Raw genomic sequence first — 23707 nt, forward strand, 5'->3', positions numbered from 1 at the left:
CTCCCCGCAACCCCCTAAGCGCCCGGTGGCCAACCCCCACCGGTCCAAGAAAGAGAAGGAAGTAACGGCATGTCCGCGACTCTCGAGCTCGCCGCCCTCGAAGGCAACATCAAGGCCCTCGGCTCCATCGGCTACGGCCTCGCGGCCATCGGCCCCGGCATCGGTGTCGGCATCGTGTTCGGCAAGGGCACCGAGGCGCTCGCCCGTCAGCCCGAAGCCGCCGGTCTGATCCGTGCCAACCAGATCCTCGGTTTCGCCTTCTGTGAGGCGCTCGCCCTGATCGGCATCGTCATGCCGTTCGTCTACGGCTCCTGATCGCCGCAGACGAATAGTCCCGTTCGACGAAAGGCACTGATGTGATCGCCAACCTGGTTCAGCTGGCGGCCGAGGAAGAGCAGAACCCGCTCATTCCTCCGGGCCCCGAGCTGCTTGTCGGCGCCATCGCCTTCGCCATCGTTTTCTTCTTCTTCTGGAAGAAGCTCATCCCGAACATCAACAAGGTTCTGGACGAGCGCCGGGAGGCGATCGAAGGCGGTATTGAGAAGGCCGAGGCCGCTCAGACCGAGGCCCAGAGCGTCCTCGAGCAGTACAAGGCTCAGCTCGCCGAGGCCCGCCACGAGGCCGCGCGGCTGCGCCAGGAGGCGCAGGAGCAGGGCGCCCAGCTCATCGCCGAGATGCGGGCCGAGGGCCAGCGGCAGCGCGAGGAGATCGTCGCCGCCGGTCACACCCAGATCGCGGCCGACCGCAAGGCCGCCGCTCAGGCGCTGCGCCAGGACGTGGGCCAGCTGGCCACCGAACTGGCCGGCAAGCTCGTCGGTGAGTCCCTCGAGGAGCACGCCCGGCAGAGCCGCACCATCGACCGCTTCCTCGACGACCTCGACGCGAAGGCCGAGGCCACTCGATGACAGCGCACGGAGCCAGCCGCGAGGCCCTGGCCGCCGCGCGTGAGCGTCTCGACGCGCTGACCGACAACACCTCGGTCGACGCGAAGCAGCTCGCGGACGAGCTGGCCGCGGTCACCGCGATGCTCGACCGCGAGGTCTCGCTGCGCCGGGTCCTCACCGACCCCGCGCAGTCCGGAGAGGCCAAGGCGGAGCTGGCCGGACGCCTGCTCGGCGGCAAGGTCGGCGGCGAGACCGCCGACCTGGTGGCCGGCATGGTGCGCTCCCGCTGGTCGCAGTCGCGCGACCTGGTGGACGGCCTGGAAGAGCTGACCAACCTCGCCGACCTGACCGCCGCGCAGAAGTCGGGCGCGCTGGACAGCGTCGAGGACGAGCTCTTCCGGTTCGGCCGGATCGTCTCCTCCAGCACCGAGCTGCGGTCGGCGCTCACCGACCGGGCCGCGAACGCCACGGCCAAGAGCGGCCTGGTGCACGGCCTGCTCGACCGCCGGGCGGACGTCGTCACGGAGCGTCTGGTCGAGCGTCTTGTGACCGTGCCCCGTGGACGTAGCCTGGAAGAGGGCCTCGAGTCCCTCTCCAAGCTGGCCGCGGACCGCCGGCAGCGCATGGTCGCCGTCGTCACCTCCGCTGTTCCGCTGTCGGACCAGCAGAAGCAGCGGCTCGGCGCGGCGCTCGCGAAGATCTACGGGCGCCAGATGCACCTGAACCTCGACGTGGACCCGACGGTCCTCGGCGGGATCCGGGTGCAGGTGGGCGACGAGGTCATCAACGGCTCCATCGCGGACCGCATCGAGGACGCGCACCGCCGTATGGCGGGCCAGTAACTCAACAAGCAAGATCGACGGCCCTGGTTGGGCCGTGCACAGGATGCAAAGTTTCTGGGGGGAGCCCCCAGATCCCCCAAAGAAACTTCGGGCCCAACAAGGAGAGCAGGGAACCCAGATGGCGGAGCTCACGATCCGGCCGGAGGAGATCCGGGACGCGCTGGAGAACTTTGTCCAGGCGTACAAGCCGGACGCGGCCTCGCGCGAGGAGGTCGGTACGGTCACCCTGGCCGGCGATGGCATCGCGAAGGTCGAGGGCCTGCCCTCGGCCATGGCCAACGAACTGCTGAAGTTCGAGGACGGGACCCTTGGTCTCGCGCTGAACCTGGAAGAGCGCGAGATCGGTTCGATCATCCTCGGTGAGTTCAGCGGCATCGAGGAGGGTCAGTCGGTGCAGCGCACCGGCGAGGTCCTTTCGGTCGCGGTGGGCGAGGGCTACCTCGGCCGCGTCGTCGACCCGCTCGGCAACCCGATCGACGGCCTCGGCGAGATCGAGACGTCCGGCCGCCGCGCCCTTGAACTGCAGGCCCCCACGGTCATGCAGCGCAAGTCGGTGCACGAGCCGATGGAGACCGGCTACAAGGCCGTCGACGCGATGACCCCGATCGGCCGCGGTCAGCGTCAGCTGATCATCGGTGACCGCCAGACCGGCAAGACCGCCCTGGCCGTCGACACGATCATCAACCAGCGCGACAACTGGCGCTCCGGTGACGTGAACAAGCAGGTCCGCTGCATCTACGTCGCCATCGGTCAGAAGGGCTCCACCATCGCCTCCGTGCGCGGTGCCCTGGAAGAGGCCGGCGCCCTGGAGTACACGACTATCGTCGCCGCCCCGGCGTCCGACCCGGCCGGCTTCAAGTACCTGGCGCCGTACACCGGCTCGGCCATCGGCCAGCACTGGATGTACGAGGGCAAGCACGTCCTCATCGTCTTCGACGACCTGTCGAAGCAGGCCGACGCCTACCGCGCCGTGTCCCTGCTGCTCCGCCGCCCGCCGGGGCGCGAGGCCTACCCGGGTGACGTCTTCTACCTGCACTCCCGTCTGCTCGAGCGCTGCGCGAAGCTCTCGGACGAGATGGGCAAGGGCTCGATGACCGGTCTGCCGATCGTCGAGACCAAGGCGAACGACGTCTCGGCGTTCATCCCGACCAACGTCATCTCCATCACCGACGGCCAGTGCTTCCTGGAGTCGGACCTGTTCAACGCCGGTCAGCGTCCCGCGCTGAACGTCGGTATCTCCGTCTCCCGAGTCGGTGGTTCCGCGCAGCACAAGGCGATCCGTCAGGTCTCCGGCCGACTGCGTGTGGACCTCGCCCAGTTCCGTGAGCTGGAGGCGTTCGCCGCCTTCGGTTCCGACCTGGACGCCGCGTCCAAGGCGCAGCTGGAGCGTGGCCAGCGCATGGTCGAGCTGCTCAAGCAGCCGCAGTACCAGCCGATGGCCACCGAGGACCAGGTCATCTCCGTCTGGGCCGGCACCACCGGCAAGATGGACGACGTACCGGTCAATGACATCCGGCGCTTCGAGCGTGAGCTGCTCGACTACCTGCACCGCAAGGAGCAGGGCCTGATGACCTCCATCAAGGAGGGCGCCAAGATGTCGGACGACACGATCACGGCCATCGGTGACGCCGTCGCGGAGTTCAAGAAGCAGTTCGAGACCTCGGACGGGAAGCTTCTCGGCGAGGACGTTCCTGCCGCTGCCGGCAAGTGACGACGGAAGGGACCTGACTCATGGGAGCCCAGCTCCGGGTCTATAAGCGTCGCATCAAATCCGTCACCGCGACCAAGAAGATCACCAAGGCGATGGAGATGATCGCCGCCTCGCGCGTCGTCAAGGCGCAGCGCAAGGTGGCGGCCTCCACGCCGTACGCGACCGAGCTGACGCGCGCGGTCACGGCGGTGGGCACCGGCTCGAACACCAAGCACCCGCTGACGACCGAGCCGGAGACGTCGACGCGTGCCGCGGTGCTGCTCCTCACGAGCGACCGCGGTCTCGCCGGCGCCTTCAACTCCAACGCCATCAAGGCCGCGGAGCAGCTGACGGCACGCCTCGAGGCCGCGGGCAAGGAGGTCGACGTCTATGTCGTCGGCCGCCGCGGTGTGGCCCACTACAACTTCCGCGAGCGCAAGATCGCGAAGCAGTGGACGGGCTTCACCGACCAGCCCGAGTACGCCGACGCCAAGGCTGTCGCGGGCCCGCTGATCGAGGCCATCGAGACGGAGACGGCCGAGGGCGGCGTGGACGAGCTCCACATCGTCTACACCGAGTTCGTGTCGATGATGACGCAGACGGCGGTCGACGGCCGCCTGCTGCCCCTCAGTCTCGACGAGGTGGCCGAGGAGTCCACGGCGAAGGACGAGATCCTGCCGCTGTTCGACTTCGAGCCGTCGGCGGAGGACGTCCTCGACGCCCTGCTGCCGCGCTACGTCGAGAGCCGCATCTACAACGCGCTGCTGCAGTCGGCTGCCTCCAAGCACGCCGCCACGCGCCGCGCGATGAAGTCGGCCACCGATAACGCCGGAGACTTGATCAACAACCTCTCCCGGCTTGCCAACGCGGCCCGCCAGGCCGAAATCACCCAGGAAATCAGCGAGATCGTCGGCGGCACCGCAGCCCTGTCCGACGCGACCGCGGGGAGTGACAAGTAATGACGACCACTGTTGAGACGGCCGTTGCCACGGGCCGCGTCGCCCGGGTCATCGGCCCGGTCGTCGACGTGGAGTTCCCCGTCGACGCGATGCCGGAGATCTACAACGCCCTGCACGTCCAGGTCGACGACCCGTCGACCGAGGGCGCGAAGAAGACGCTGACCCTCGAGGTCGCCCAGCACCTGGGCGACGGCGTGGTCCGCGCGATCTCGATGCAGCCCACCGACGGCCTGGTCCGCCAGGCCCCGGTGACCGACACGGGCGCGGGCATCTCCGTCCCGGTCGGCGACGTGACCAAGGGCCGGGTGTTCAACACCCTCGGCGAGGTCCTGAACGACGACCCGTCCACGGTCGCCGAGGCCGAGCGCTGGACGATCCACCGCAAGGCCCCGGCCTTCGACCAGCTCGAGTCCAAGACCGAGATGTTCGAGACCGGCCTGAAGGTCGTCGACCTTCTCACCCCGTACGTCAAGGGTGGAAAGATCGGTCTGTTCGGTGGTGCCGGTGTCGGCAAGACCGTGCTGATCCAGGAAATGATCGTCCGTGTGGCCAAGCTGCACGACGGTGTCTCCGTCTTCGCCGGTGTCGGCGAGCGCACCCGTGAGGGCAACGACCTCATGGTCGAGATGGAGGAAGCCGGCGTTCTGGACAAGACCGCGCTGGTCTTCGGCCAGATGGACGAGCCGCCGGGCACGCGTCTGCGCGTGGCCCTGGCCGGTCTGACCATGGCGGAGTACTTCCGCGATGTGCAGAAGCAGGACGTGCTGTTCTTCATCGACAACATCTTCCGCTTCACCCAGGCCGGTTCCGAGGTCTCGACCTTGCTCGGCCGCATGCCCTCCGCGGTGGGCTACCAGCCGAACCTGGCCGACGAGATGGGTCTCCTCCAGGAGCGCATCACCTCGACCCGTGGTCACTCGATCACCTCGATGCAGGCGATCTACGTCCCCGCGGACGACCTGACCGACCCGGCCCCGGCCACCACCTTCGCCCACCTCGACGCGACGACGGTGCTCTCCCGTCCGATCTCCGAGAAGGGCATCTACCCGGCCGTGGACCCGCTGGACTCCACGTCCCGCATCCTGGACCCGCGCTACATCGCGCAGGACCACTACGACGCCGCCATGCGCGTCAAGGGAATCCTGCAGAAGTACAAGGACCTCCAGGACATCATCGCGATCCTCGGCATCGACGAGCTCGGCGAAGAGGACAAGCTCGTCGTGTCCCGCGCCCGTCGTGTGGAGCGCTTCCTGTCCCAGAACACCCACGCCGCCAAGCAGTTCACCGGCGTGGACGGTTCGGACGTGTCCCTCGACGAGTCGATCACGGCCTTCAACGCGATCTGCGACGGCGAGTACGACCACTTCCCGGAGCAGGCGTTCTTCATGTGCGGTGGTCTCGAGGACCTGAAGAAGAACGCCAAGGAGCTCGGCGTCTCCTGAGCCCAGTAGCTCATCGGGAGAGGGGCGGGTACACCCCGCGACACGGGGGCGTGTCCGCCCTTCTCCCTACGCCCACTAGAATTTGACCCAACACCCGGCTGAACCGCCGGGTGGTGACCCGAGGAGCCACCCTTGGCTGCTGAGCTGCATGTCGAGCTGGTCGCCGCGGACCGCAGTGTCTGGTCCGGCGAGGCCACCCTGGTCGTCGCGCGCACCACGTCCGGCGACATCGGCGTCATGCCCGGTCACCAGCCGCTGCTCGGTGTGCTGGAGTCGGGCCCGGTGACCATTCGTACGAGCGACGGCGGGACGGTCGTCGCCGCGGTGCACGGCGGATTCATCTCGTTCGCCGACAACAAGCTGTCGCTGCTCGCCGAGATCGCCGAGCTCTCCGACGAGATCGACGTCCAGCGTGCGGAGCGGGCGTTCGAGCGTGCCAAGTCGGAGGCCGACGCCTCCGCCGAGCGGCGCGCCGACGTTCGACTTCGTGCGGTGGCGGCGCGCTGACCCCCGGCGCGCGGCGTAACGTGACTCAGCCGCGGCCAGGACCGGAGCCTTCCGGACCTGGTCGCGGCTGAGGCGATGCGGGTGCGGTTCCGGGTGCGGTTGTTTGGTCCGTTTCGAGAAGTCGTGTTGAGGCGAGGAGGTCGGTGCCGATGATCCTCGTTCTGCTCGTGTGCGGACTTGTGTTGATCGCGCTGGTGTTGCTGGGGCTCTTCGTCTTCGGACTGCGCCGTCGGCTGATCCAGCGCTCCGGCGGCACCTTCGACTGCAGCCTGCGCTGGCACGCCCCCGATCCCGCGGAGGCGTCCGACACCTCCGGCAAGGGCTGGGGGTACGGGGTCGCCCGCTACAACGGAGACCGGGTCGAGTGGTTCCGCGTCTTCTCCTACGCGCCCCGGCCTCGGCGGATCCTTGAGCGGTCCTCGATCGAGGTCGTCGACCGGCGGGCGCCCGATGGGGAGGAGGAGCTCGCGCTTCTCTCCGATGCCGTCGTCCTTGGCTGTCTGCATCGCGGGGTGCGGTTGGAACTCGCCATGAGCGAGGACGCACTCACCGGGTTTCTCGCCTGGTTGGAGGCCGCGCCTCCCGGGCAGCGAGTGAACGTGGCGTAGCCGGGTGCCGGGGCGCGCTCAGAGCGTCGCCTTCACCAAGCCCGATTCGTATGCCGCTATGACCGCCTGGGCGCGGTCTCGCACGCCCAGTTTCGCGAAGACCGCTGTCACGTGGTTCTTGACCGTGGAGTGGCTGATCCCGAGGGCCTCGGCGATCTCTGTGTTGTCGTAGCCCTTGGCCATGAGGGTCCAGACGTCTGTCTCGCGGGTCGTAAGGTCCGGGCGGGTGCCCGGTGGGGCGCTGTGCGGGTGGGGCGTCGGGGCGGTGACGAAAGCCGAGATCAGGCGGGTCAGGAGGCGGGGCGCCACCGCTGCCTCGCCCGCGTTGACGGTGTGGACCGCCGCCACCAGTTCCTCCGGTGAGACGTCCTTGGGCAGGAAGCCCGCTGCGCCCGCGCGCAGCGCCCCGACCACGTACTCGTCCATGTCGAACGTGCTCAGCGCCAGGACCCTGCACTCGGGGAGTTCCCCGGTCAGGACGGCCGTCGCGCCGACGCCGTCCAGGCGGGGCATGCGGATGTCCATGAGGACCACGTCGGGGCGCAGTCGGCGGGCCAGCTCGATGGCTTCCTGGCCGTCGCCCGCCTCGCCCACCACCGTCACGCCGGGGTCGGCGTGGAAGATGAGCGCCAGGCCGCGCCGGACCAGGGGCTGGTCGTCGGCGATCAGGACGGTCAGCGGGGTGTGTGCGGTCGTCACCGGGCAGCGGCTTTCTCTTGGGGCGCGGGGGTGTGCTCGAAGGGCTGGGGCGCCTCGGCGGGCAGGGGCAGGGTCGCGAGGATTCTGAATCCGCCCGCGGGTCCGGCTCCCGCCTCCAGGGTGCCGCCGTGCAGGGCCACACGTTCCCGCATGCCCACCAGGCCGTGTCCTGGCCTGCCCTTGCGTGCCGTTCCGACCGTGCCGGAGGCGTCGTTGCGTACGTCGACGGTGAGCAGGCCGGGGGAGTAGGTGAGCGTTACGGTCGCCCGGGCGCCGCCCGCGTGTTTGCGGACGTTGGTCAGGGCCTCCTGGACGATCCGGAACACGGTGAGGCCCAGGGTGGGGGGCAGTTCACGGTTGCCGAGTTCGGGTTCGCCCTCGACGAGCAGTTCCGTTTCGACGCCCGCCCTGCAGGAGTCCGCGACCACCTGCGGCAGGTCGGCCACGCCCGGTTGGGGTGCGGTCGAGCCGCCCTCGGTGTCGTCGTCCGCGCGCAGGACGTCCAGGAGCTGGCGCATCTCGGCCAGTGCGAGCCGGCCGGAGTCCTCCAGGGACTTCAGCGCGTCCTGGGTCAGGTCCGTGTCGTGGTGCAGGACGCGTCGGGCGCCGCCCGCCATCAGTTGCATGGCGGTGATGTGGTGGGCGACGACGTCGTGCAGTTCGCGGGCGATGCGGCGGCGTTCGGCGGCGACCGCGTGGTCGGCGAGCAGCCTGCGGTGTTCGGCGTCCTGCCGCTGCCAGCGGCGCGCGGCGCAGCCGACGGCGAGGGCGATGCAGACGCCGATCACGTCCGCGAAGATCGCCCGCGCCGGTTCCTCGTGCTCGCTGAGGCCGGGCACCTGGAGGCCGACGAGAGCCACCACGGCCGCGGCGCCGGTGACGCGGGTGGTCCGCAGCCGGGCCACGGAGTACAGGGCGACGACGAGGGAGATGGGCAGACCGTAGGGGACCGAGGTGAGGGGGGTCAGCACGGCCTGCGCGGCCAGGACGGCGATCAGGACGGAGACCGGGAAGCGGCGGTGCCAGAGCAGTGGTGCGGTGGGCAGCAGGTGCAGCGCGAGGACGCCCGGGCTCCCGGGTGCGCCCCCGGGCTCGATGCTCAGGGCGTACCCGGTGACCTCGATCACCAAGGCGCCGAGGGCCACCAGGACGTCCTGCCGGTGTGGCCGGAGGTTCTTGTACCGGTGCGGCCTGAGAGCCGGGCTCTCGGTCCTGGGCGGTCGGCTTGGCGCGTGCATGCCTTCGTACTCCTTCCGCGCGGGTCCGTGATTCATTTCAGCCCGGGGGCGGGGCGTCGGCGTCATCCCCCGGGTGGAGTTCGCGGCTAGGAGCTGGGTCCTGGTCGCGGTGGGGGCCAAGGCCCTGGTCCCGGGGCGGTTTCGTCGCCGCGGGCGACGAGTCGGCGACGTCGCCGGTGATCTTCTGGAGGAGCCCGGTGGGACCGGGCCGGCCACCCCACCGGAGGACACCGTGATCAGATCCCTGACCGCCCTGACCACTCGCCACGCCTGGAAATTCATCCTGCTCTGGACGCTGCTCGCCGCCGGCCTGTCCATTGTCGGTCAGGCGAAGATGCACAGCGTCACCCAGCCCGATGTCAGCAGCTTCCTGCCGAAGTCGTACGACTCGGCGGCCGCCATGGAGACGGCCGAGGACCGGTTCGGCGCGAAGCCCGACGACAACGCCGTCACCGTGCTCGTCGGCCGTGACGACGGCAAGAAGCTCACCGGCGGCGACCGACGGCACATCGACGAGATCGCCCGCGGTCTCGGTGAGCGGCGCCTGAAGATGCCCAACCCCGACGACCTGCCCTCGTTCATGCTGACGGACCACTCGCAGACACCGGTCGTGAAGTCCGGTGCCGCCGCGCCCGACGGCACGTTCCGGCTGCTCTCCGTATCGCTCGAAGGGAACAGGAACGACCCCGCGCTCCAGGACGTCTACCGGGAATTCCGCGACCACGCCGAGGACGAGTTCGCCAGGGCGGACCTGCGCACGGGCTTCACCGGCGGCATCGCGGACCTCGCCGACACCACGGAGGCCCAGGAGGACACCGAGAAGCTGGTCGGGATCCTGACCTTCGGGCTCATCGTGCTCCTGAACGTCCTGGCCTTCCGCAGCGTCCTCGCCGCCATCCTGCCGTTGCTCGCGGTGGTCCTCGTCGGCGGCGCCGCGACCGGCGCGGTGGTCGGCACGGCGCTCCTCTTCGACTTCAAGCTCGACCCGTCGACACCGTCCCTGATCACCGTGGTCCTGCTCGGCATCGGCATCGACTACTTCCTGTTCCTGCTGTTCCGCTTCCGTGAACTGCTGCGCGCCGACCCGAACCCGAAGAAGAACGCCCGCGGCGTCGCGGCGGAGTGCGCGGGCCGCGTCGGGGCGGCCATCACCTCGGCGGCGCTCACCATCGTGGCCGCGTTCGCCACCCTCGGCATCGCGAGCTTCGGCCAGTTCAAGGTGCTCGGCCCGGCCATCGCGGTGTGCGTCCTGGTGATGCTCGTCGCCAGCCTCACCTTCATGCCCGCGCTGCTCGCGGTCTGTGGGCGCAAGATGTTCTGGCCGTCGCGGTCGCTGCGTGAGGAGCCGCGCCCCGGGATGAGCGCGCGCCTCGGGGAGCGCGTCGCCCGGCGCCCGTTCCTCTTCGTGGCCGCCAGCGTCGGGCTCCTGGTCGCGCTGAGCGCCGGTGTGCTCGGCATGAAGATGGACTACGGCACGGGCTCGGGCCCCGACGACACGCCCGCGGGGGCGACGGCCAAGGAGATATCCAAGGCGCTGCCCGGCGGCGTGGACAGCCCGCACACCGTGTACGTCGCGGCCGACGGGGCGAAGAAGGCCACGATCGACCGGGCGGGACTCGAAGGCCTCACCAAGGACCTGAAGGCCGTCAAGGGTGTCGGCCGGGTGGCCGCGCCCGTGCTCAACAAGGAGCACACGGCCGCCAAGGTGGACTTCTACCTGGACATGGACGTGCAGTCGCAGCGGGCCCGTGACGTCGTCTCCGACGAGGTGCGGCCCGTCGTCTCCAAGGCGGCGCCGCCCGGCACCGAGGCCCATGTGTCGGGTCAGGCCGCGATCTTCTCGGACGTCTCCGAGGCGGTGTCGAAGGACCTCAAGGTGGTCTTCCCCGTGGCCGCCGGGCTGATCGCCCTGATCCTGGTGGCCCTGCTGCGCAGCCTGCTCGCGCCGATGGTCCTCATGCTCGCCATCGGGCTCGGCTTCACGGCGACGCTCGGGTCCGGCGTGCTCGTCTTCCAGCACCTGCTCGACCGGCCGGGCGTGTCCTTCACGCTGCCGCTCGTGCTGTTCCTGTTCGTCGTCGCCCTCGGCACCGACTACAACATCCTGATCAGCGACCGCATCCGGGAGGAGATGGGGCGCCCGGGACCGGCCCGCCAGGCGGTGGCCGCCGCGGTGCGGCACACGGCTCCGGCCATTGTCACCGCCGGCGTCGTCCTCGCGGGCTCCTTCGCGAGCCTCGCCGTCAACCCGTCCCCGGGTACCCAGGAGATCGGCCTCGTCACCGCCCTCGGCATCGGCCTGTCCTCGCTGGTCCTCTCGATCGTGCTGGTGCCCGCGGTGGTGGCGATGCTCGGCCGGGCGACGTGGTGGCCCTCGCGGTCGGGCCGCGGACCCGGCGGCGCGCACGGCGGCCGCGGCGGGCACCGCGGTCATGACCACCAGGTCCCCGCGCCCGCGGAGTACGGCACGTACGCAGGTACCTACCAGCGGCAGGAGTACGGATCGCCCTACGGATCGGAGTCGCGCCGCTGACGGGAGGGCGCGAAGAAGCCGGGGAGGCGGGGGGCGTTCCCGCCTCCCCGGCTTCGTATCGGGGACGAGCGGCCGACGGTGCTACTTCAGGCCGTCGTTGATGGCACTGACCAGCTCACCGCCCGCCGTGTCGCCGCTGAACTCCCAGAAGAAGGCGCCGCCGAGGCCCTGCTCCTTGGCCCAGGCCATCTTGGCGCGGATCGTCGCCGGGGTGTCGTACGACCACCAGTTGTTGCCGCAGTGGGCGTAGGCCGTGCCCGCGACCGTGCCGTTGGACGGGCAGGAGTTCTTGAGGATCTTGTAGTCCTCGATGCCCGCCTCGTAGGTGCCCGGCGCGGCCCCGGTGGCCGTGCCTCCTGGCTCCTTCTGGGTGACGCCGGTCCAGCCGCGGCCGTAGAAGCCGATGCCGAGCAGGAGCTTCTTGCCCGGTACGCCCTTGGCCTTCAGCTTGTTGATCGCCGCCGCGGAGTTGAAGCCGCCCTTCGGGATGCCCGGGTAGTCGGTCAGCGGCGAGTGCGGGGCCGTCGGACCCTTGGCGTCCCAGGCGCCGAAGAAGTCGTACGTCATCACGTTGTACCAGTCGGTGTACTGCGCGGCGCCGCCGTAGTCGGCGGAGTCGATTTTGCCGCCCGGGGAGGCGTCGGCGGTGATGGCGGCGGTGACGAGGTTGTTCGCGCCGAACTTGTTCCGGAACGCCTGCATCATCGTCTTCATCACGGCCGGGCCGCTGGTGTCACAGCTGAGGCCGCACGCGTTCGGGTACTCCCAGTCCAGGTCGATGCCGTCGAACACATCCGCCCAGCGCGGGTCCTCGACCAGCTTGTAGCAGGAGTCCGCGAACGCCTCCGGGTTCTTCATGGCGTCGGTGAAGCCGCCGGACCAGGTCCAGCCGCCGAACGACCAGAGGACCTTGATGTGCGGGTACTTGGCCTTCAGCTTGCGCAGCTGGTTGAAGTTGCCGCGCAGCGGCTGGTCCCAGGTGTCGGCGACGCCGTCGACGGACTGGTCGGCGGTGTACGCCTTGTCGTAGTCGGCGTAGGCGTCACCGATGGTGCACTTGCCGCCCTGGACGTTGCCGAACGCGTAGTTGATGTGCGTGATCTTCTCGGCGGAGCCGGAGGACGCGATGTTCTTCACGTGGTAGTTGCGCTGGTAGACGCCCCAGTTGGTGAAGTACCCGAGCTTCACCTTGGCACCGGGGTCGGGGTCGGGGCCGCCGCCCGTGGTGCGCACCTTCACCGAGCCGCTGGCGGGCCCGGTCTGGTCCGCGGTGTCGCGGGCCTGGACGCTGTAGGAGTAGTCGGTGCCCTTGGTGAGCCCGGAGTCGGCGTACGAGGTGCCGGTGACCGTGGCGACCTTCGCGCCGTCGCGCAGCACGTCGTAGTTCTTGACGCCCTTGTCGTCCGTCGCGGCCTTCCAGTCCAGCTTCACCGAGGTGTTGGTGATGTCGGACGCGGTCGGGGTGCCGGGGGCGGAGGGCGGGTTGTCGCCGGGCTGGCCGCCGCCGTCGCAGCTCTCGCCGTTCAGCAGACAGTTGGAGGGGGAGCCGGGTCCGGAGCCGTTGAAGCCGAAGGAGACGGTCGCGCCGGGGGCGAGGGAGCCGTTCCAGCCGAGGTTCTTCGCGGTCCACTTGTTGCCCGAGTTGGTGACCGTCGCGTCCCACGCCGACGCCACCCTCGTGCCGGCGGGGAAGTCCCACTCGACGGTCCAGGAGCTGAGGGCGGTGGTGCCGGTGTTCTTGATGGTCCACTTGCCCTCGAAGCCGGAGCCCCAGTCCTGGGTCTTGGCGTACGTGGCGGTGGCCCCGGCGGCGGCCTTGGGGGCGGCTTGCGCGCTCTTCGGCGCGGTGTCCGGGGCCGCCTCGGCGCTGCCGCCGAGGGCGACCAGGGTGGCGAGCGGGAGCAGCAGAGTGGTGAGCCCGGCTGTCAGCCGATGTCTTGACCTGTGTCTGACGCGCAAGGGGTGCTCCTCGGTCGAGTTCCGGGGGTGGGGGTGAAACCCTGCGACGCCCGTGAGCACGCTGTGCCTGTTCTGTGCCTGTCATGTGCCCACCGCAGTGAGCCGAGAGTAGAAAGGTCTGGACCAACGGTCAAGGGTCTGAACCACTGTCTGGATTGGGGGAGTTCGAGGACGAGGCCGCCAGGCCGATGCCTGAGCGGTCAGACCCCCAGCTCCTGGGCGAGCACGGCCGCCTGCACCCTGCTGCGCAGCTCCAACTTGCCGAGCAGGCGGCTCACATGGGTCTTCACCGTCGCCTCCGCCATGTCCAGGCGGCCTGCGATCTCCGCGTTGGAGAGGCCCTCGCCGAGGCAGGAGAGGACCTCGCGCTCGCGGCGGGTGAGGGTGTCGAGCACCGCCGGATCCACCGTGCTGCCCCGGCGCGGGGTGCGCCGCGGCGTGGCGAACTCGGCGATCAGGCGGCGGGTGACCGCGGGGGCGATCAGGCCCTCGCCGCGGGCGACCGTGCGTACCGCCTCCAGGAGGTCCCTGGCCTCGGTGTTCTTCAGGAGGAAGCCGGACGCGCCCGCGCGCAGCGCCCCGAAGACGTACTCGTCGAGGTCGAACGTGGTCAGCACGAGCACGTCCGCCAGCTGTTCGGCCACCACCTGGCGGGTCGCGGAGACGCCGTCGAGCCGGGGCATCTGCACGTCCATGAGGACCAGGTCCGGCCGCAGCTCCCGGGCCAGGGCCACCGCCTGCTCGCCGTCCGCGGCCTCGCCGACGACCTCCATGTCGGGCGCGCTGCGCAGGATCAGGACCAGGCCCGCCCGCACGGCGGACTGGTCCTCGGCGACGAGCACGCGGATCATTCGGGGACTCCTTGGTCTTTGGGGTCGATGGGCAGACGGGCCTCGACCCGCCACACCTTGGCGCCGGGCACGTCCGGATGCGCCTCGGGGCCGGACTCGAAGGTCCCGCCGAGCAGCGCGGCCCGTTCCTCCATGCCGACAAGACCGGCGCCGGAGCCGGGTGCGCGCGGCCCCCTGACCTCACCGAACGGGCTGCTCACGGACACCCGGAGCCCGTCCGGCTCCCGGTCGAGGGTCACGGTGACCGGGCCGGGCGCGGCGTGCTTGAGGGCGTTGGTGAGGGACTCCTGGACGATGCGGTACGCGGCCAGCTCGACCGGCGCGGGCAGGGGCGGGTCGTCCGGGGTGCGGGTGTCGGCGAGGCGGACGTCGAGGCCGTTGGTGCGGGCGTTCTCGGCGAGCGCGCCGAGGCCGTCCAGGGTGGGCGCGGCGGCCGGTTCCAGGTCGCCGCTGGAGTCGCGCAGGATGCCGATGAGGCGGCGCATCTCGGCGAGGCCCTCCACGCTGTTCTCGCGGATGACGGTGAGCGCGTCCTGCGTCGTGCGCGGGTCGTCCAGGGACAGCGCGGCCGTGGAGTGGATGGCGATGGCCGACAGATGGTTGGCGACCATGTCGTGCAGTTCGCGGGCCATCCGCGCGCGCTCGGCGGTGACGGCCTGCGCGCGGTCCTTCTCGGCGAGCAGCGCGGTCTGCTCGGCGCGCAGCCGGGCCAGGTCGGCGGCCTCCCTGTGGTTGCGGACCAGGACGCCCGTGGTCGCGGGTGCGAACGACACGAGCGCGGTCACAGCACCTACGAGGATCGCGTCCGCCTGCCGGAACCAGGCCAGGAAGCCGACGGTCACCGCGACCGTGATCAGTCCCGTCACCACCGGGATGCGCCGGGCCTGGGCGGGCGTGCCGTACACCACGGCCGCGTACACGAGGTCCGTGAACATCACGACCGTCGCCAGGTTCCCGGTCGTGAACTGATCGGCGATGACCGCGACGGTGCCCACGCCGAGCGCGAGCTGCGGCGCCGTGCGACGGACGAGGACCAGGCCCGCCATGACGAACAGCGGCACCAGCGACCAGGCGGGGCCGAGCGCGCGGGACTGCATCGTGATGCCGAGTGCGTACAGGCCGAGACCGCTGACCAGGCTGACCACACAGATGCGGACGTCGACGACGTCCGGGCGGCGGAGGAACGGCAGCGGCATGACTCCATCCAACACGGCCCGGCGCGCCCTGGCCTCCCTATGCCGGGTGAAGCCCCGGTACATCGAAGGATGCAGCCGCGATTCGTCACTCGCGACGACGATCCGCCCCGCTCCCGGCGGGAGCCTTGAGAGGTGACCACGAGAACCAGGGCCCAGCTTTTCGGCCGGGGGACCGGGGGCTGTACCCCGGGACAGCGCAGTAGGAGGAACGAGCCGTGATCGTCACGTTGATCATCATCTGCGAGGTCGGCTTCTGGGTCATCCTCGCCGCGGGCCTCGGCGCCCGCTACCTGCTGAAGATGCCGCGCCTCGGCCTCGCGATCCTGCTCTGTGAGCCGCTGCTCGAACTGCTCCTGCTGGTCGTCACGGCCATCGACCTGAAGAACGGGGCCGACCCGAGCTGGAAGCACGGCCTGGCCGCGGTCTACATCGGCTACACCGTCGGCCACGGCCACCGCACCGTGAAGTGGCTCGACGGCCACGCCGCGCACCGCTTCAACGGCACCCCGGTGCCGCGCCCGCCGCGCTACGGCTGGCCGCGCGCCCGACACGAGGGCAAGGTCTGGCTGGGCACGGTGCTCGCGGCGGCGGTCGCGTCCGGGCTGCTGCTTCTCGCCAAGTGGTACGTGGACGACCCGGGCCGCACGGGGTCGCTGGACTCGTGGATGCACACCGCGTGGCGCACCGCCGGCATCCACGGCCTGATCGCGCTGAGCTACACGCTGTTCCCCAAGCGGAAGCCGGCGCCGGGACCGGAGGAGCGGGACGAGCGGCCGCACGACCTCACCAAGGTCTGAGCGCCGCCCTCCGCGCCGGTCAGCGCTCCCCGCCGGGCACCCACAGCACGTCTCCGACCTCCTTGTTCGCCGTCCGGGCGAGAATGAAGAGGAGGTCGGAGAGGCGGTTGAGGTAGGTCGCGGTGAGCGCGTTCATGGTGCCGCCCTTCTCGGCGGCGCCGTGCTCGTCGAGCGCCGCCCAGGTGGACCGCTCGGCCCGCCTCACCACCGTGCACGCCTGGTGCAGCAGGGCCGCGCCCGGCGTACCGCCCGGCAGGATGAAGCTGCGCAGCTTCTCCAGGTCCTCGTTGAAGCGGTCGCAGTCCGCCTCCAGCTTGTCGACGTAGGGCTGCTCGACGCGCAGCGGCGGGTACTTCGGGTCCTCGACGACGGGGGTGCACAGGTCGGCGCCCACGTCGAAGAGGTCGTTCTGGACCCGGGTGAGGACCGCCACGACCTCCGGGGCCAGGCCGCCGAGGGCGATGGCGGTGCCGATGGCGGCGTTGGCCTCGTTGGCGTCCGCGTACGCGGAGATCCTGAGGTCGGTCTTGGCGGTCCTGCTCATGTCGCCGAGGGCCGTGGTGCCCTGGTCGCCGGTCCGGGTGTAGATGCGCGTCAGATTGACCATGCGGCCAGAGTAGTTAGGCCCCGGCCGTCCGGAACACGCGTGTGCCGACGATCACGGACAGCGCCGCGAACGCCGCGGCCGTCACCACCCCGTACAGCAGCGCGTGGCTCGCGTAGTCGCCGACGTACGCCGCCCGCACCGCGTCCACGAGATAGCGGAACGGCATGAAGTGCGACAGGACGTCCAGCCAGCCCGGCGCGAGGGCCATCGGCAGCATCAGGCCGGACAGCAGCATGGAGGGCATGCTCACGGCGTTCACCACGGGCCCGAACTCGTGCGGCTTGGAGACCTTCAGGGCCAGGGCGTACGAGAGCGCGGCCAGCGAGAGCGTCAGGACACCCACGAAGGCGAAGCCGATGAGCACGCCCGCGACCGGCGCCCGCAGCCCCATGACCAGCGCCGCGAGGACCAGGAGCACCGCCTGGAACACGAACAGCGCGGCATCCCGAAGCACCCGCCCGAGCAGCAGCGCGAGCCTGCTCACGGGCGTCACCCGCATCCGCTCCACCACCCCGAACTGCTTCTCGATGATGATCGCGAAGCCACTGAACGTCGCCCCGAAGAGGCCGAGCTGGAGCAGCAGCCCCGGCACGAGCACCTGCCAGGAGTCGCCGCGCGAGCCCAGCGGCAGATCGGTGAGCAGCGGCCCGAAGAAGAGCAGATAGAGCAGGGGCGTGAGGACGCCGAAGAGCATCTGGAACTTGGAGCGCAGGGTCTGGCGGGCGTAGCGGCCGAAGACCAGGGCGGTGTCGGAGAGCAGTGCGGGCATGGGGAGTCCTGGGGTCGTAGGGGAGGCGGCTAGACGGCGACGGGCGTCCGGTCGACGGGGGCCGGGCCGCGGCCGGTGATGGCGAGGAACGCGTCCTGGAGGGGTGCGTCGGCCGAGCCCGCGTACTGGAGCTTGAGGGCGCCCGGGGTGCCGTCGGCGACCACGACGCCCTGGTCCACGACGACGATCCGGTCGGCCAGGGCGTCCGCCTCGTCCAGATAGTGCGTGGTCAGGAACACGGTCGTGCCGTGGTCGTCGCGCAGGCGGCGCACCAGGTCCCACAGGTCGGCGCGGGCGCCGGGGTCGAGGCCCGTCGTCGGCTCGTCGAGGAAGAGGATCGCGGGCCGGTGCATCAGGCCCATGGCGATGTCGAGCCGCCGCCGCTGGCCGCCGGAGAGGGCGGCGCACTTGCGGTCGAGCAGGTCGGTCAGGCCGAGGTCGCTGGCCAACTCCTCGGCGCGGGCGACGGCTTCGGCCTTCGGGAGGCGGTAGAGCCGCCCCTGGGTGACCAGTTCCTCGCGCAGCGAGATGTTCAGGTCGACGCCGCCCGACTGGGCCACGTACCCGATCCGGCCGCGTACGGCGGCGGGCTCGCGGGCCAGGTCGAAGCCCGCGACCGTGGCGGCGCCGCCGGTGGGCGGCAGGAGCGTGGTGAGCATGCGCAGCGTGGTCGTCTTGCCCGCGCCGTTCGGGCCGAGGAAGCCGAGGATCTCGCCGGGGGAGACGGTCAGGTCGATGCCGCGCACGGCCTCCACCGGGCCCGCCTTCGTCGTGAACGTCTTGGCCAGTCCGGCCGTGCTGATGATTGCCATGGAGACTACAAAAACAGAGCCTCTTAAATTTTGCAATGCGCCCAAGTTTTTGAGGAGCCCAAGTTTTAATGAAGACCAGCGAAGCTACGATGGGGGCATGACTGAGGGGCTCAGGGAGCGGAAGAAGCGCCAGACCAAGCAGCGGATCTCGGACATCGCGACCGGTCTGTTCGTCGAGCACGGCTTCGTCACCGTGACCGTCGCGGAGATCGCCGACGCCGCCGACGTCTCGGTCAACACGGTCTACAACTACTTCCCGGCCAAGGAGGACCTGTTCCTCGACCGCGGCGTCGAGATGGTCGACCGGCTCTCGCGGTGGGTGCGCGGGCGCCGGGCGGGGGAGTCGGCGGCCGCCGCCGTCCTGCGCGAGCTGCGCGCCCTGGTCGAAGGCGTCTCGCCGACCGTCGGGCTCTTCGCCGGGTACGCCGACTTCATGAAGGTCATCGCCGAGTCGCCCGCCCTGCGCTCCCGCCTGTGGGCCCTGCAGCAGGAGACCCTCAAGGACCTGGAGGCCACCCTGCGCGAGGAGGCGGGCCCCGTCCCCGGCCACCTCCCCGAGCTCGTCGCGGGCCAGCTCGTCTGGGCGTACGGCACCGTCTTCGCCTGGATCGGCGCCGAGATGATGAAGCGCCGGGCGCCCGAGGAGGTCTCCCGCGAGGCCCTCGACCTGCTCGACGAACTGGAGGAGCTGCTCGGCGAGCAGGTCCTCAACTACGGGATCCGCACGGCCACATGACGCCCTGACGGGCCCCCGGGGACCCCTGCCGGTGTGATGTCCGTCAAATGGGACGTGGCGTGCGTCTCTTAGCGGTCCCCTGAGCGGCTGTGAGCGCTAATGTCCGGGCCAGAGCGATACCTAAACAGCGTGTAAGCGCTCAGTCGTCGGTAGTAAGGGGAGTCGTAACGTGGCACGGAAGCTCGCCGTCATCGGAGCCGGACTCATGGGGTCCGGGATCGCCCAGGTATCCGCACAGGCGGGCTGGGACGTCGTCCTGCGCGACGTCACCGACGAGGCGCTGACCCGCGGCACCGACGGCATCAAGGCCTCGTACGAGAAGTTCGTCAGCAAGGGCAAAATGGACGCCGAGGCTGCTCAGTCGGCGCTCGGCCGCATCACGACCACCACCGACCTGGACGCCGCCGCCGACGCGGACATCGTGGTCGAGGCCGTGTTCGAGAGGCTCGACGTCAAGCACGAGATCTTCCGGACGCTCGACAAGATCGTGCGCGACGAGACCGTGCTCGCCTCCAACACCTCCGCCATCCCGATCACCAAGATCGCGGCCGTGACGGACCGTCCGGAGCGCGTCGTCGGCGCCCACTTCTTCTCGCCGGTGCCGATGATGCAGCTGTGCGAACTGGTCCGCGGCCACAAGACGAGCGACGAAACCCTCGCCACCACCCGTGAGTTCGCCGAGTCCGTCGGCAAGACCTGCATCGTCGTCAACCGCGACGTCGCGGGCTTCGTGACCACCCGCCTCATCTCCGCCCTCGTCGTCGAGGCCGCCAAGCTCTACGAGTCGGGCGTCGCCAGCGCCGAGGACATCGACATCGCCTGCAAGCTGGGCTTCGGCCACGCCATGGGCCCGCTCGCCACCGCCGACCTCACCGGCGTCGACATCCTGCTGCACGCCACCGACAACATCTACACGGAGTCCCAGGACGAGAAGTTCGCCCCGCCGGAGCTGATGCGCCGGATGGTTGACGCCGGTGACATCGGGCGCAAGAGCGGGCAGGGCTTCTACAAGCACTGAGCTTCTACAAGCACTGAGCTTCCACGAGCACCGAGCTTCTACGAGCACTGACTGCGGATACCGACGCCTGTACGCCTCCTGGGATCACCCCTCGGGGTGAATTCGGTATCGGTTCGCTTACAGACGGCAACTTCCGTACCCGGGCGGCAGTCAGTTGCTGTGACATACACAGACGCCTCGCGGCACAGGCGCCACATACGACACCGCACTCTTGGGGAGCGCATATGCACATCAGGGGCGACCAGGCCCAGCTGGTCGTCGGGGGACGCCTCGACGTACGCAGCGCGGCGGACGCCCGTACGGTCCTGCACTCGGCCGTCGACGACGGCGCCGGCGACCTGGTGCTCGACCTGTCCGAACTCGACTCGTGGGACGCCACGGGACTCGGCGTCATCATGGGCGCCCACCGGCGCGCCGGACGCTGCGGCCGCCGCCTGGTGCTGCGCGGCGTACCCCCGCAGATGCAGCGCCTCCTCGTCGCCACCCGACTCCACCGCATCCTCGCCATCGAAGGCGGCATCGGGGTCGAATCCCTCCCTCGCGTATAAGCCGCGCGAGGGGGGCGGGAGCGCTCCCTCACGCACAATCCTCACGAGACTGTGACGTCTCGGACCGGGCGGTACCCCGCCTTCCACAGGGATACTGAAGAAGGTTTAGGGTTCGGTCGCCTGCCGATAGACGAACCCGCACGGGGGGCACCGGACCAGAAGCGACAGCGCGGTGTGCTCAAGGCCGGAGGGGGCTTCGCACACGACGCATCTGGGGGGCTGAGACCATGGACCCGACGAACCGGGGACCGGAAGAGTACGGCCACGACGGTGACGGCCGCGACGGCGCGGGGATCGACCGCGAGGGCACGGGGATCGGCCGCGAAGGCACCCACGACGACAGCGCGACGGCACCCGGGCACCAGACGCCGCAGGACGCACCACCGGGCCCGCCCCCGTCGGGCCCGTCGGCCACCGCCGACTTCGGGCCGCCCGCCGTCGCCCGCACTGTCCAGGTCGTGTCCGGCGACTTCCTGCTCACCGTGAACCCCGTCGACGGCAGCGAGATAGAGCCCTGCCCGCCGGGGGAGCGGCCCGGACTTCCGCCCCGGCACTCCGCCGTCGAGCGCGCCGAACGCCGCCGCGCCGCCCAGCCGCCCGTGCCGCCGGGCCCCGCCCTGCCCCGCCTGCCGCTGCTCGAACGGCAGGAGGAGCGCGAGCGCCTGGTGCGCCTCCTCGCCCGCGGCCGCTCCGTGCGCCTCACCGGCCCCGCCGGATCCGGCCGCACGGCGCTGCTCGCCGCCGTCGCCGAGGACTGCGCGGACCTCGCCCCCGACGGCGTGATCCGCCTCAGCGGCTACCACCGCACCGTCGGCGACCTGCTGCACGACCTCTTCGCCGCTGTCCACGACGCGCCCCTGCACCGCCCCGACCCGGCCCTGCTGCGCGAGCTGCTCCGCGACATCGGCGCCGTCGTCGTCCTCGACGACCTGGAGTTCGGCGGCGCCGCCCTCGAAGAGCTCCTGGACGCCACCCCCGAGTGCGCCTTCCTCGTCGCCGCGACGCCCGACATCGCCGCGCCCTCGCCCGAGTCCCACCTCGAAGAGGTCTTCCTCGGCGGCCTCGGCCGCGGCGGCGGCCTGGAACTCCTGGAGCGCGTCGTCGGCCGCGTCCTCACGGACGACGAGGCCAACTGGGCCGGCGACCTGTGGTTCGAGTCCGAGGGCCTGCCGCTGCGCTTCGTCCAGGCCGGAGCCCTGCTGCGCCAGCGCGACCGGCTCCTCGCCGACCCCGGCGCCTTCGACGAGTACGGCCCCGACCAGGGCCCCGGCTACGACGCGCCGTTCGACGCCACCGGGCACGACGTACCGCTGCCCTCCCTCGCCGACGGGGCCGCGCCCGCCGCGCTGCTCGCCTCCCGCCTCAGCGCGTCCGCGCGCGCCGCACTGCGGCTCGCCGTCGCCCTCGGCGGCGAACTGCCGCACCCCGCCCATCTGCCCGCGCTCGTCGGCGACACCCACGCCGACGCCGCGCTCGGCGAGCTGGTCGACTGCGCCCTCGTCACCCCGGTCGGCGGCCACTACCGCCTCGCGGCCGGAGTGCGCACCCAGCTGGAGGGCGCCGGATACGCCGACGACGCCACCGCGAACGCCCAGTCCGCCGCGCGGCACTACGCCTGGTGGTCCGGGCACCCCTCGGTGGCCCCCGAGCGGGTCGCCGCCGAGTCCGACGCGATCCTCGCCGCGCTCACCGCCCTGGTCAACGGCCCCGGCGCCGGGGCCGACAGCGGCGCCGAACCGTCCGCCGCGGTGCTCCTCGCCCGCACGGCCGCGCCCGCCTTCGCCGGGGGGCTGAACTGGGGCGCCTGGGAGCGGGCGCTCAGGTCCGGGCAGGAGGCCTCGCGCACCTCCGGCGAGGTCGCCGAAGAGGCCTACTTCCACCACGAGTTGGGCATCCTCGCGCTCTGCGCCGGACGCCTGGACCGGGCCCGCGCCGAGCTGGAGGCCTCCATCGGCCTGCGCGGCGCCCTCGCCGACAAGCGCGGCATGATCGCAGGCCGCAGGGCGCTCGCCCTGGTCGCCGACCGCTCCGGCGGGATGCTGCCGGACGGCAGGTCGGCGGCGGGCGAGGAGGTGCCCGACGCCCGGTACGAGGAGTCGGCGTCCCCGCCCGGCGGCATTCCCACCGCGTTCGCGCTGCCCGCGCCGCCGCCCCCGGAGGCCGACACCGTCGTCACCCGGCAGGCCGTCCCCGCGACGGGCCCCGGCTCGACCGCGGGCTCCGGGTCCGGGTCCGGTTCGACGCGCCGCTCCATCGTGCGCGGCACCCGGCGCAACCTGGTCGCGGCCGGGGCGGGCGCGCTGCTCGTCGCGGTGCTCGGTACGGTGGTGACGCTCGGCGCGACCTCCGACAAGGACGACGGGACGCCCGACCGGGTGCGCACCGACCAGTCGGCCAGCGCGGATGACGACGGCGGCGGGCTCGGCGCGGACAAGCCGAGCGACGGCTCTTCGGAAGGGCCGGGCGACCCCGGCAAGGACGGGGTGCCCGGCACCTCCGACGACCCGAAGCCCGGCGCGAGCGGCAGGCCGTCGGAGAGCGACGACCCGAAGGACCCGTCGGACAAGCCGAGCGGCAAGCCGACGAAGCCGTCGGGCAAGCCCAGCGACAAGCCGACCAGGCCGACGCACAAGCCCACGAAGCCGACGGACAAGCCGACCAAGCCCACGAAGCCGCCGACGAAGCCCCCCACGACTCCGCCGACGACCCCGCCCACCACTCCGCCGACCACGCCGCCGCCGACCACCCCGTCGTCGCCGCCGTCCTCGCCGGACACCACCACCTCGGCGAGCGGCCCGGAGTCGTCGAGCCCGGCCACCTCCGGCCCGGTGACGGGCGGCACGTCGGGATCCGGCTCGTCGGCGGTGATCTGACGGGCGGCCGCGCCGACGGAGGCGTACGGGGACGACGGAGGCGTACGGACACGACGCGGGCGCGCGGACATGGCGGAGGCGCGCGGACACACAGGGGCGCGCCCATGAGCTGTCGCGCCCCCTGGGGCGGGAACGCGCC

At 71.0% G+C, this 23707-nt stretch carries 22 protein-coding genes; 14 read left to right on the forward strand and 8 right to left on the reverse strand.

The features are described from left to right. Positions 1 to 69: 69 nt before the first annotated feature. The 8 genes from atpE (at position 70) to ACZ6AA_RS04850 (ending at position 6932) form a co-directional block, all read left to right on the forward strand. A complete protein-coding gene (atpE, locus tag ACZ6AA_RS04815; RefSeq protein WP_030361206.1) occupies positions 70 to 315 on the forward strand; it encodes an ATP synthase F0 subunit C in 246 nt (81 codons plus the stop codon). A 41-nt stretch (positions 316 to 356) separates the two neighbouring features. Further along, the gene (locus ACZ6AA_RS04820; RefSeq protein ID WP_030361207.1) at positions 357 to 905 is read left to right on the forward strand and encodes a F0F1 ATP synthase subunit B; all 549 of its coding nucleotides are present in this window, start codon (positions 357 to 359) and stop codon (positions 903 to 905) included. Next, positions 902 to 1726, forward strand: coding sequence for a F0F1 ATP synthase subunit delta (locus tag ACZ6AA_RS04825; RefSeq protein ID WP_468452439.1), 825 nt, complete (start codon positions 902 to 904; stop codon positions 1724 to 1726). Before ACZ6AA_RS04820 ends, ACZ6AA_RS04825 begins: the two co-directional genes overlap by 4 nt. 118 nt (positions 1727 to 1844) lie before the next feature. Then, a complete protein-coding gene (gene atpA, locus ACZ6AA_RS04830; protein WP_030361209.1) occupies positions 1845 to 3437 on the forward strand; it encodes a F0F1 ATP synthase subunit alpha in 1593 nt (530 codons plus the stop codon). Between the two features lie 20 nt (positions 3438 to 3457). Next, positions 3458 to 4375, forward strand: coding sequence for a F0F1 ATP synthase subunit gamma (locus ACZ6AA_RS04835; RefSeq protein ID WP_385712196.1), 918 nt, complete (start codon positions 3458 to 3460; stop codon positions 4373 to 4375). Beyond that, the gene (gene atpD, locus ACZ6AA_RS04840; RefSeq protein ID WP_468452435.1) at positions 4375 to 5817 is read left to right on the forward strand and encodes a F0F1 ATP synthase subunit beta; all 1443 of its coding nucleotides are present in this window, start codon (positions 4375 to 4377) and stop codon (positions 5815 to 5817) included. Before ACZ6AA_RS04835 ends, atpD begins: the two co-directional genes overlap by 1 nt. 132 nt (positions 5818 to 5949) lie before the next feature. Further along, positions 5950 to 6324, forward strand: coding sequence for a F0F1 ATP synthase subunit epsilon (locus tag ACZ6AA_RS04845; protein WP_030361212.1), 375 nt, complete (start codon positions 5950 to 5952; stop codon positions 6322 to 6324). A gap of 149 nt (positions 6325 to 6473) precedes the next feature. After that, complete coding sequence (locus tag ACZ6AA_RS04850; protein ID WP_468452433.1) at positions 6474 to 6932, forward strand: DUF2550 domain-containing protein; 459 nt, start codon at positions 6474 to 6476, stop codon at positions 6930 to 6932. Between the two features lie 18 nt (positions 6933 to 6950). Here the strand turns inward: ACZ6AA_RS04850 and ACZ6AA_RS04855 are convergent, their stop codons facing one another. Together ACZ6AA_RS04855 and ACZ6AA_RS04860 are read right to left on the reverse strand one after the other, a co-directional pair. Then, positions 6951 to 7631 (reverse strand): response regulator, encoded by a 681-nt coding sequence (locus ACZ6AA_RS04855; protein ID WP_468452432.1) that lies wholly within the window; start codon positions 7629 to 7631, stop codon positions 6951 to 6953. After that, positions 7628 to 8869 carry a sensor histidine kinase gene (locus tag ACZ6AA_RS04860; protein WP_471456275.1) on the reverse strand — a complete coding sequence of 414 codons (1242 nt, stop codon included), beginning with the start codon at positions 8867 to 8869 and terminating at the stop codon, positions 7628 to 7630. The genes ACZ6AA_RS04855 and ACZ6AA_RS04860 overlap by 4 nt, the downstream gene beginning before the upstream one ends. A 232-nt stretch (positions 8870 to 9101) precedes the next feature. Here ACZ6AA_RS04860 and ACZ6AA_RS04865 point away from each other — a divergent pair, with 232 nt between their 5' ends. Beyond that, entirely contained in the window at positions 9102 to 11402 is a 2301-nt protein-coding gene (locus ACZ6AA_RS04865) for an MMPL family transporter (protein WP_468452429.1), read from the forward strand. Between the two features lie 81 nt (positions 11403 to 11483). Here the strand turns inward: ACZ6AA_RS04865 and ACZ6AA_RS04870 are convergent, their stop codons facing one another. The 3 genes from ACZ6AA_RS04870 to ACZ6AA_RS04880 form a co-directional block, all read right to left on the reverse strand. Then, complete coding sequence (locus ACZ6AA_RS04870; protein ID WP_468481185.1) at positions 11484 to 13361, reverse strand: glycosyl hydrolase family 18 protein; 1878 nt, start codon at positions 13359 to 13361, stop codon at positions 11484 to 11486. A 200-nt stretch (positions 13362 to 13561) separates the two neighbouring features. Then, the gene (locus tag ACZ6AA_RS04875) at positions 13562 to 14212 is read right to left on the reverse strand and encodes a response regulator (RefSeq protein WP_468452425.1); all 651 of its coding nucleotides are present in this window, start codon (positions 14210 to 14212) and stop codon (positions 13562 to 13564) included. After that, positions 14209 to 15408 carry a sensor histidine kinase gene (locus ACZ6AA_RS04880; protein ID WP_468452423.1) on the reverse strand — a complete coding sequence of 400 codons (1200 nt, stop codon included), beginning with the start codon at positions 15406 to 15408 and terminating at the stop codon, positions 14209 to 14211. The genes ACZ6AA_RS04875 and ACZ6AA_RS04880 overlap by 4 nt, the downstream gene beginning before the upstream one ends. Before the next feature lie 215 nt (positions 15409 to 15623). Here ACZ6AA_RS04880 and ACZ6AA_RS04885 point away from each other — a divergent pair, with 215 nt between their 5' ends. After that, positions 15624 to 16205, forward strand: a complete 582-nt coding sequence (locus ACZ6AA_RS04885) for a hypothetical protein (protein WP_468452422.1) — start codon at positions 15624 to 15626, stop codon at positions 16203 to 16205. A gap of 19 nt (positions 16206 to 16224) precedes the next feature. Here the strand turns inward: ACZ6AA_RS04885 and ACZ6AA_RS04890 are convergent, their stop codons facing one another. From ACZ6AA_RS04890 to ACZ6AA_RS04900, 3 genes are read right to left on the reverse strand one after another with little or no spacing between them, the layout of a single operon-like run. Further along, on the reverse strand, positions 16225 to 16812 hold the full coding sequence (locus tag ACZ6AA_RS04890) for a cob(I)yrinic acid a,c-diamide adenosyltransferase (RefSeq protein WP_468452421.1): 588 nt from the start codon (positions 16810 to 16812) through the stop codon (positions 16225 to 16227). A 13-nt stretch (positions 16813 to 16825) separates the two neighbouring features. Next, the gene (locus tag ACZ6AA_RS04895; protein WP_471456281.1) at positions 16826 to 17581 is read right to left on the reverse strand and encodes an ABC transporter permease; all 756 of its coding nucleotides are present in this window, start codon (positions 17579 to 17581) and stop codon (positions 16826 to 16828) included. A gap of 29 nt (positions 17582 to 17610) precedes the next feature. Continuing rightward, positions 17611 to 18393, reverse strand: coding sequence for an ABC transporter ATP-binding protein (locus ACZ6AA_RS04900; RefSeq protein WP_468481182.1), 783 nt, complete (start codon positions 18391 to 18393; stop codon positions 17611 to 17613). A 97-nt stretch (positions 18394 to 18490) separates the two neighbouring features. Here ACZ6AA_RS04900 and ACZ6AA_RS04905 point away from each other — a divergent pair, with 97 nt between their 5' ends. The 4 genes from ACZ6AA_RS04905 (at position 18491) to ACZ6AA_RS04920 (ending at position 23568) form a co-directional block, all read left to right on the forward strand. Next, positions 18491 to 19129: a TetR/AcrR family transcriptional regulator gene (locus tag ACZ6AA_RS04905; protein ID WP_468452416.1), complete on the forward strand. Its 639-nt coding sequence runs from the start codon at positions 18491 to 18493 to the stop codon at positions 19127 to 19129. 169 nt (positions 19130 to 19298) lie between these two features. Then, positions 19299 to 20147, forward strand: a complete 849-nt coding sequence (locus ACZ6AA_RS04910) for a 3-hydroxyacyl-CoA dehydrogenase family protein (RefSeq protein ID WP_468452414.1) — start codon at positions 19299 to 19301, stop codon at positions 20145 to 20147. A gap of 224 nt (positions 20148 to 20371) precedes the next feature. Then, positions 20372 to 20695, forward strand: coding sequence for an STAS domain-containing protein (locus ACZ6AA_RS04915; protein ID WP_030361223.1), 324 nt, complete (start codon positions 20372 to 20374; stop codon positions 20693 to 20695). Between the two features lie 227 nt (positions 20696 to 20922). Further along, on the forward strand, positions 20923 to 23568 hold the full coding sequence (locus ACZ6AA_RS04920) for an ATP-binding protein (protein WP_471456286.1): 2646 nt from the start codon (positions 20923 to 20925) through the stop codon (positions 23566 to 23568). Positions 23569 to 23707 lie beyond the last annotated feature (139 nt).

This window comes from Streptomyces sp. NPDC040610 (assembly GCF_055594065.1).

Coding starts and splice junctions, on each gene's coding strand:
- atpE (WP_030361206.1), top strand. CDS start 70: ATGTCCGCGACTCTCGAGCTCGCCGCCCTCGAAGGCAACATCAAGGCC.
- ACZ6AA_RS04825 (WP_468452439.1), top strand. CDS start 902: ATGACAGCGCACGGAGCCAGCCGCGAGGCCCTGGCCGCCGCGCGTGAG.
- atpA (WP_030361209.1), top strand. CDS start 1,845: ATGGCGGAGCTCACGATCCGGCCGGAGGAGATCCGGGACGCGCTGGAG.
- ACZ6AA_RS04835 (WP_385712196.1), top strand. CDS start 3,458: ATGGGAGCCCAGCTCCGGGTCTATAAGCGTCGCATCAAATCCGTCACC.
- atpD (WP_468452435.1), top strand. CDS start 4,375: ATGACGACCACTGTTGAGACGGCCGTTGCCACGGGCCGCGTCGCCCGG.
- ACZ6AA_RS04850 (WP_468452433.1), top strand. CDS start 6,474: ATGATCCTCGTTCTGCTCGTGTGCGGACTTGTGTTGATCGCGCTGGTG.
- ACZ6AA_RS04860 (WP_471456275.1), bottom strand. CDS start 8,869: ATGCACGCGCCAAGCCGACCGCCCAGGACCGAGAGCCCGGCTCTCAGG.
- ACZ6AA_RS04875 (WP_468452425.1), bottom strand. CDS start 14,212: ATGATCCGCGTGCTCGTCGCCGAGGACCAGTCCGCCGTGCGGGCGGGC.
- ACZ6AA_RS04880 (WP_468452423.1), bottom strand. CDS start 15,408: ATGCCGCTGCCGTTCCTCCGCCGCCCGGACGTCGTCGACGTCCGCATC.
- ACZ6AA_RS04890 (WP_468452421.1), bottom strand. CDS start 16,812: ATGGTCAATCTGACGCGCATCTACACCCGGACCGGCGACCAGGGCACC.
- ACZ6AA_RS04895 (WP_471456281.1), bottom strand. CDS start 17,581: ATGCCCGCACTGCTCTCCGACACCGCCCTGGTCTTCGGCCGCTACGCC.
- ACZ6AA_RS04900 (WP_468481182.1), bottom strand. CDS start 18,393: ATGGCAATCATCAGCACGGCCGGACTGGCCAAGACGTTCACGACGAAG.
- ACZ6AA_RS04905 (WP_468452416.1), top strand. CDS start 18,491: ATGACTGAGGGGCTCAGGGAGCGGAAGAAGCGCCAGACCAAGCAGCGG.
- ACZ6AA_RS04915 (WP_030361223.1), top strand. CDS start 20,372: ATGCACATCAGGGGCGACCAGGCCCAGCTGGTCGTCGGGGGACGCCTC.
- ACZ6AA_RS04920 (WP_471456286.1), top strand. CDS start 20,923: ATGGACCCGACGAACCGGGGACCGGAAGAGTACGGCCACGACGGTGAC.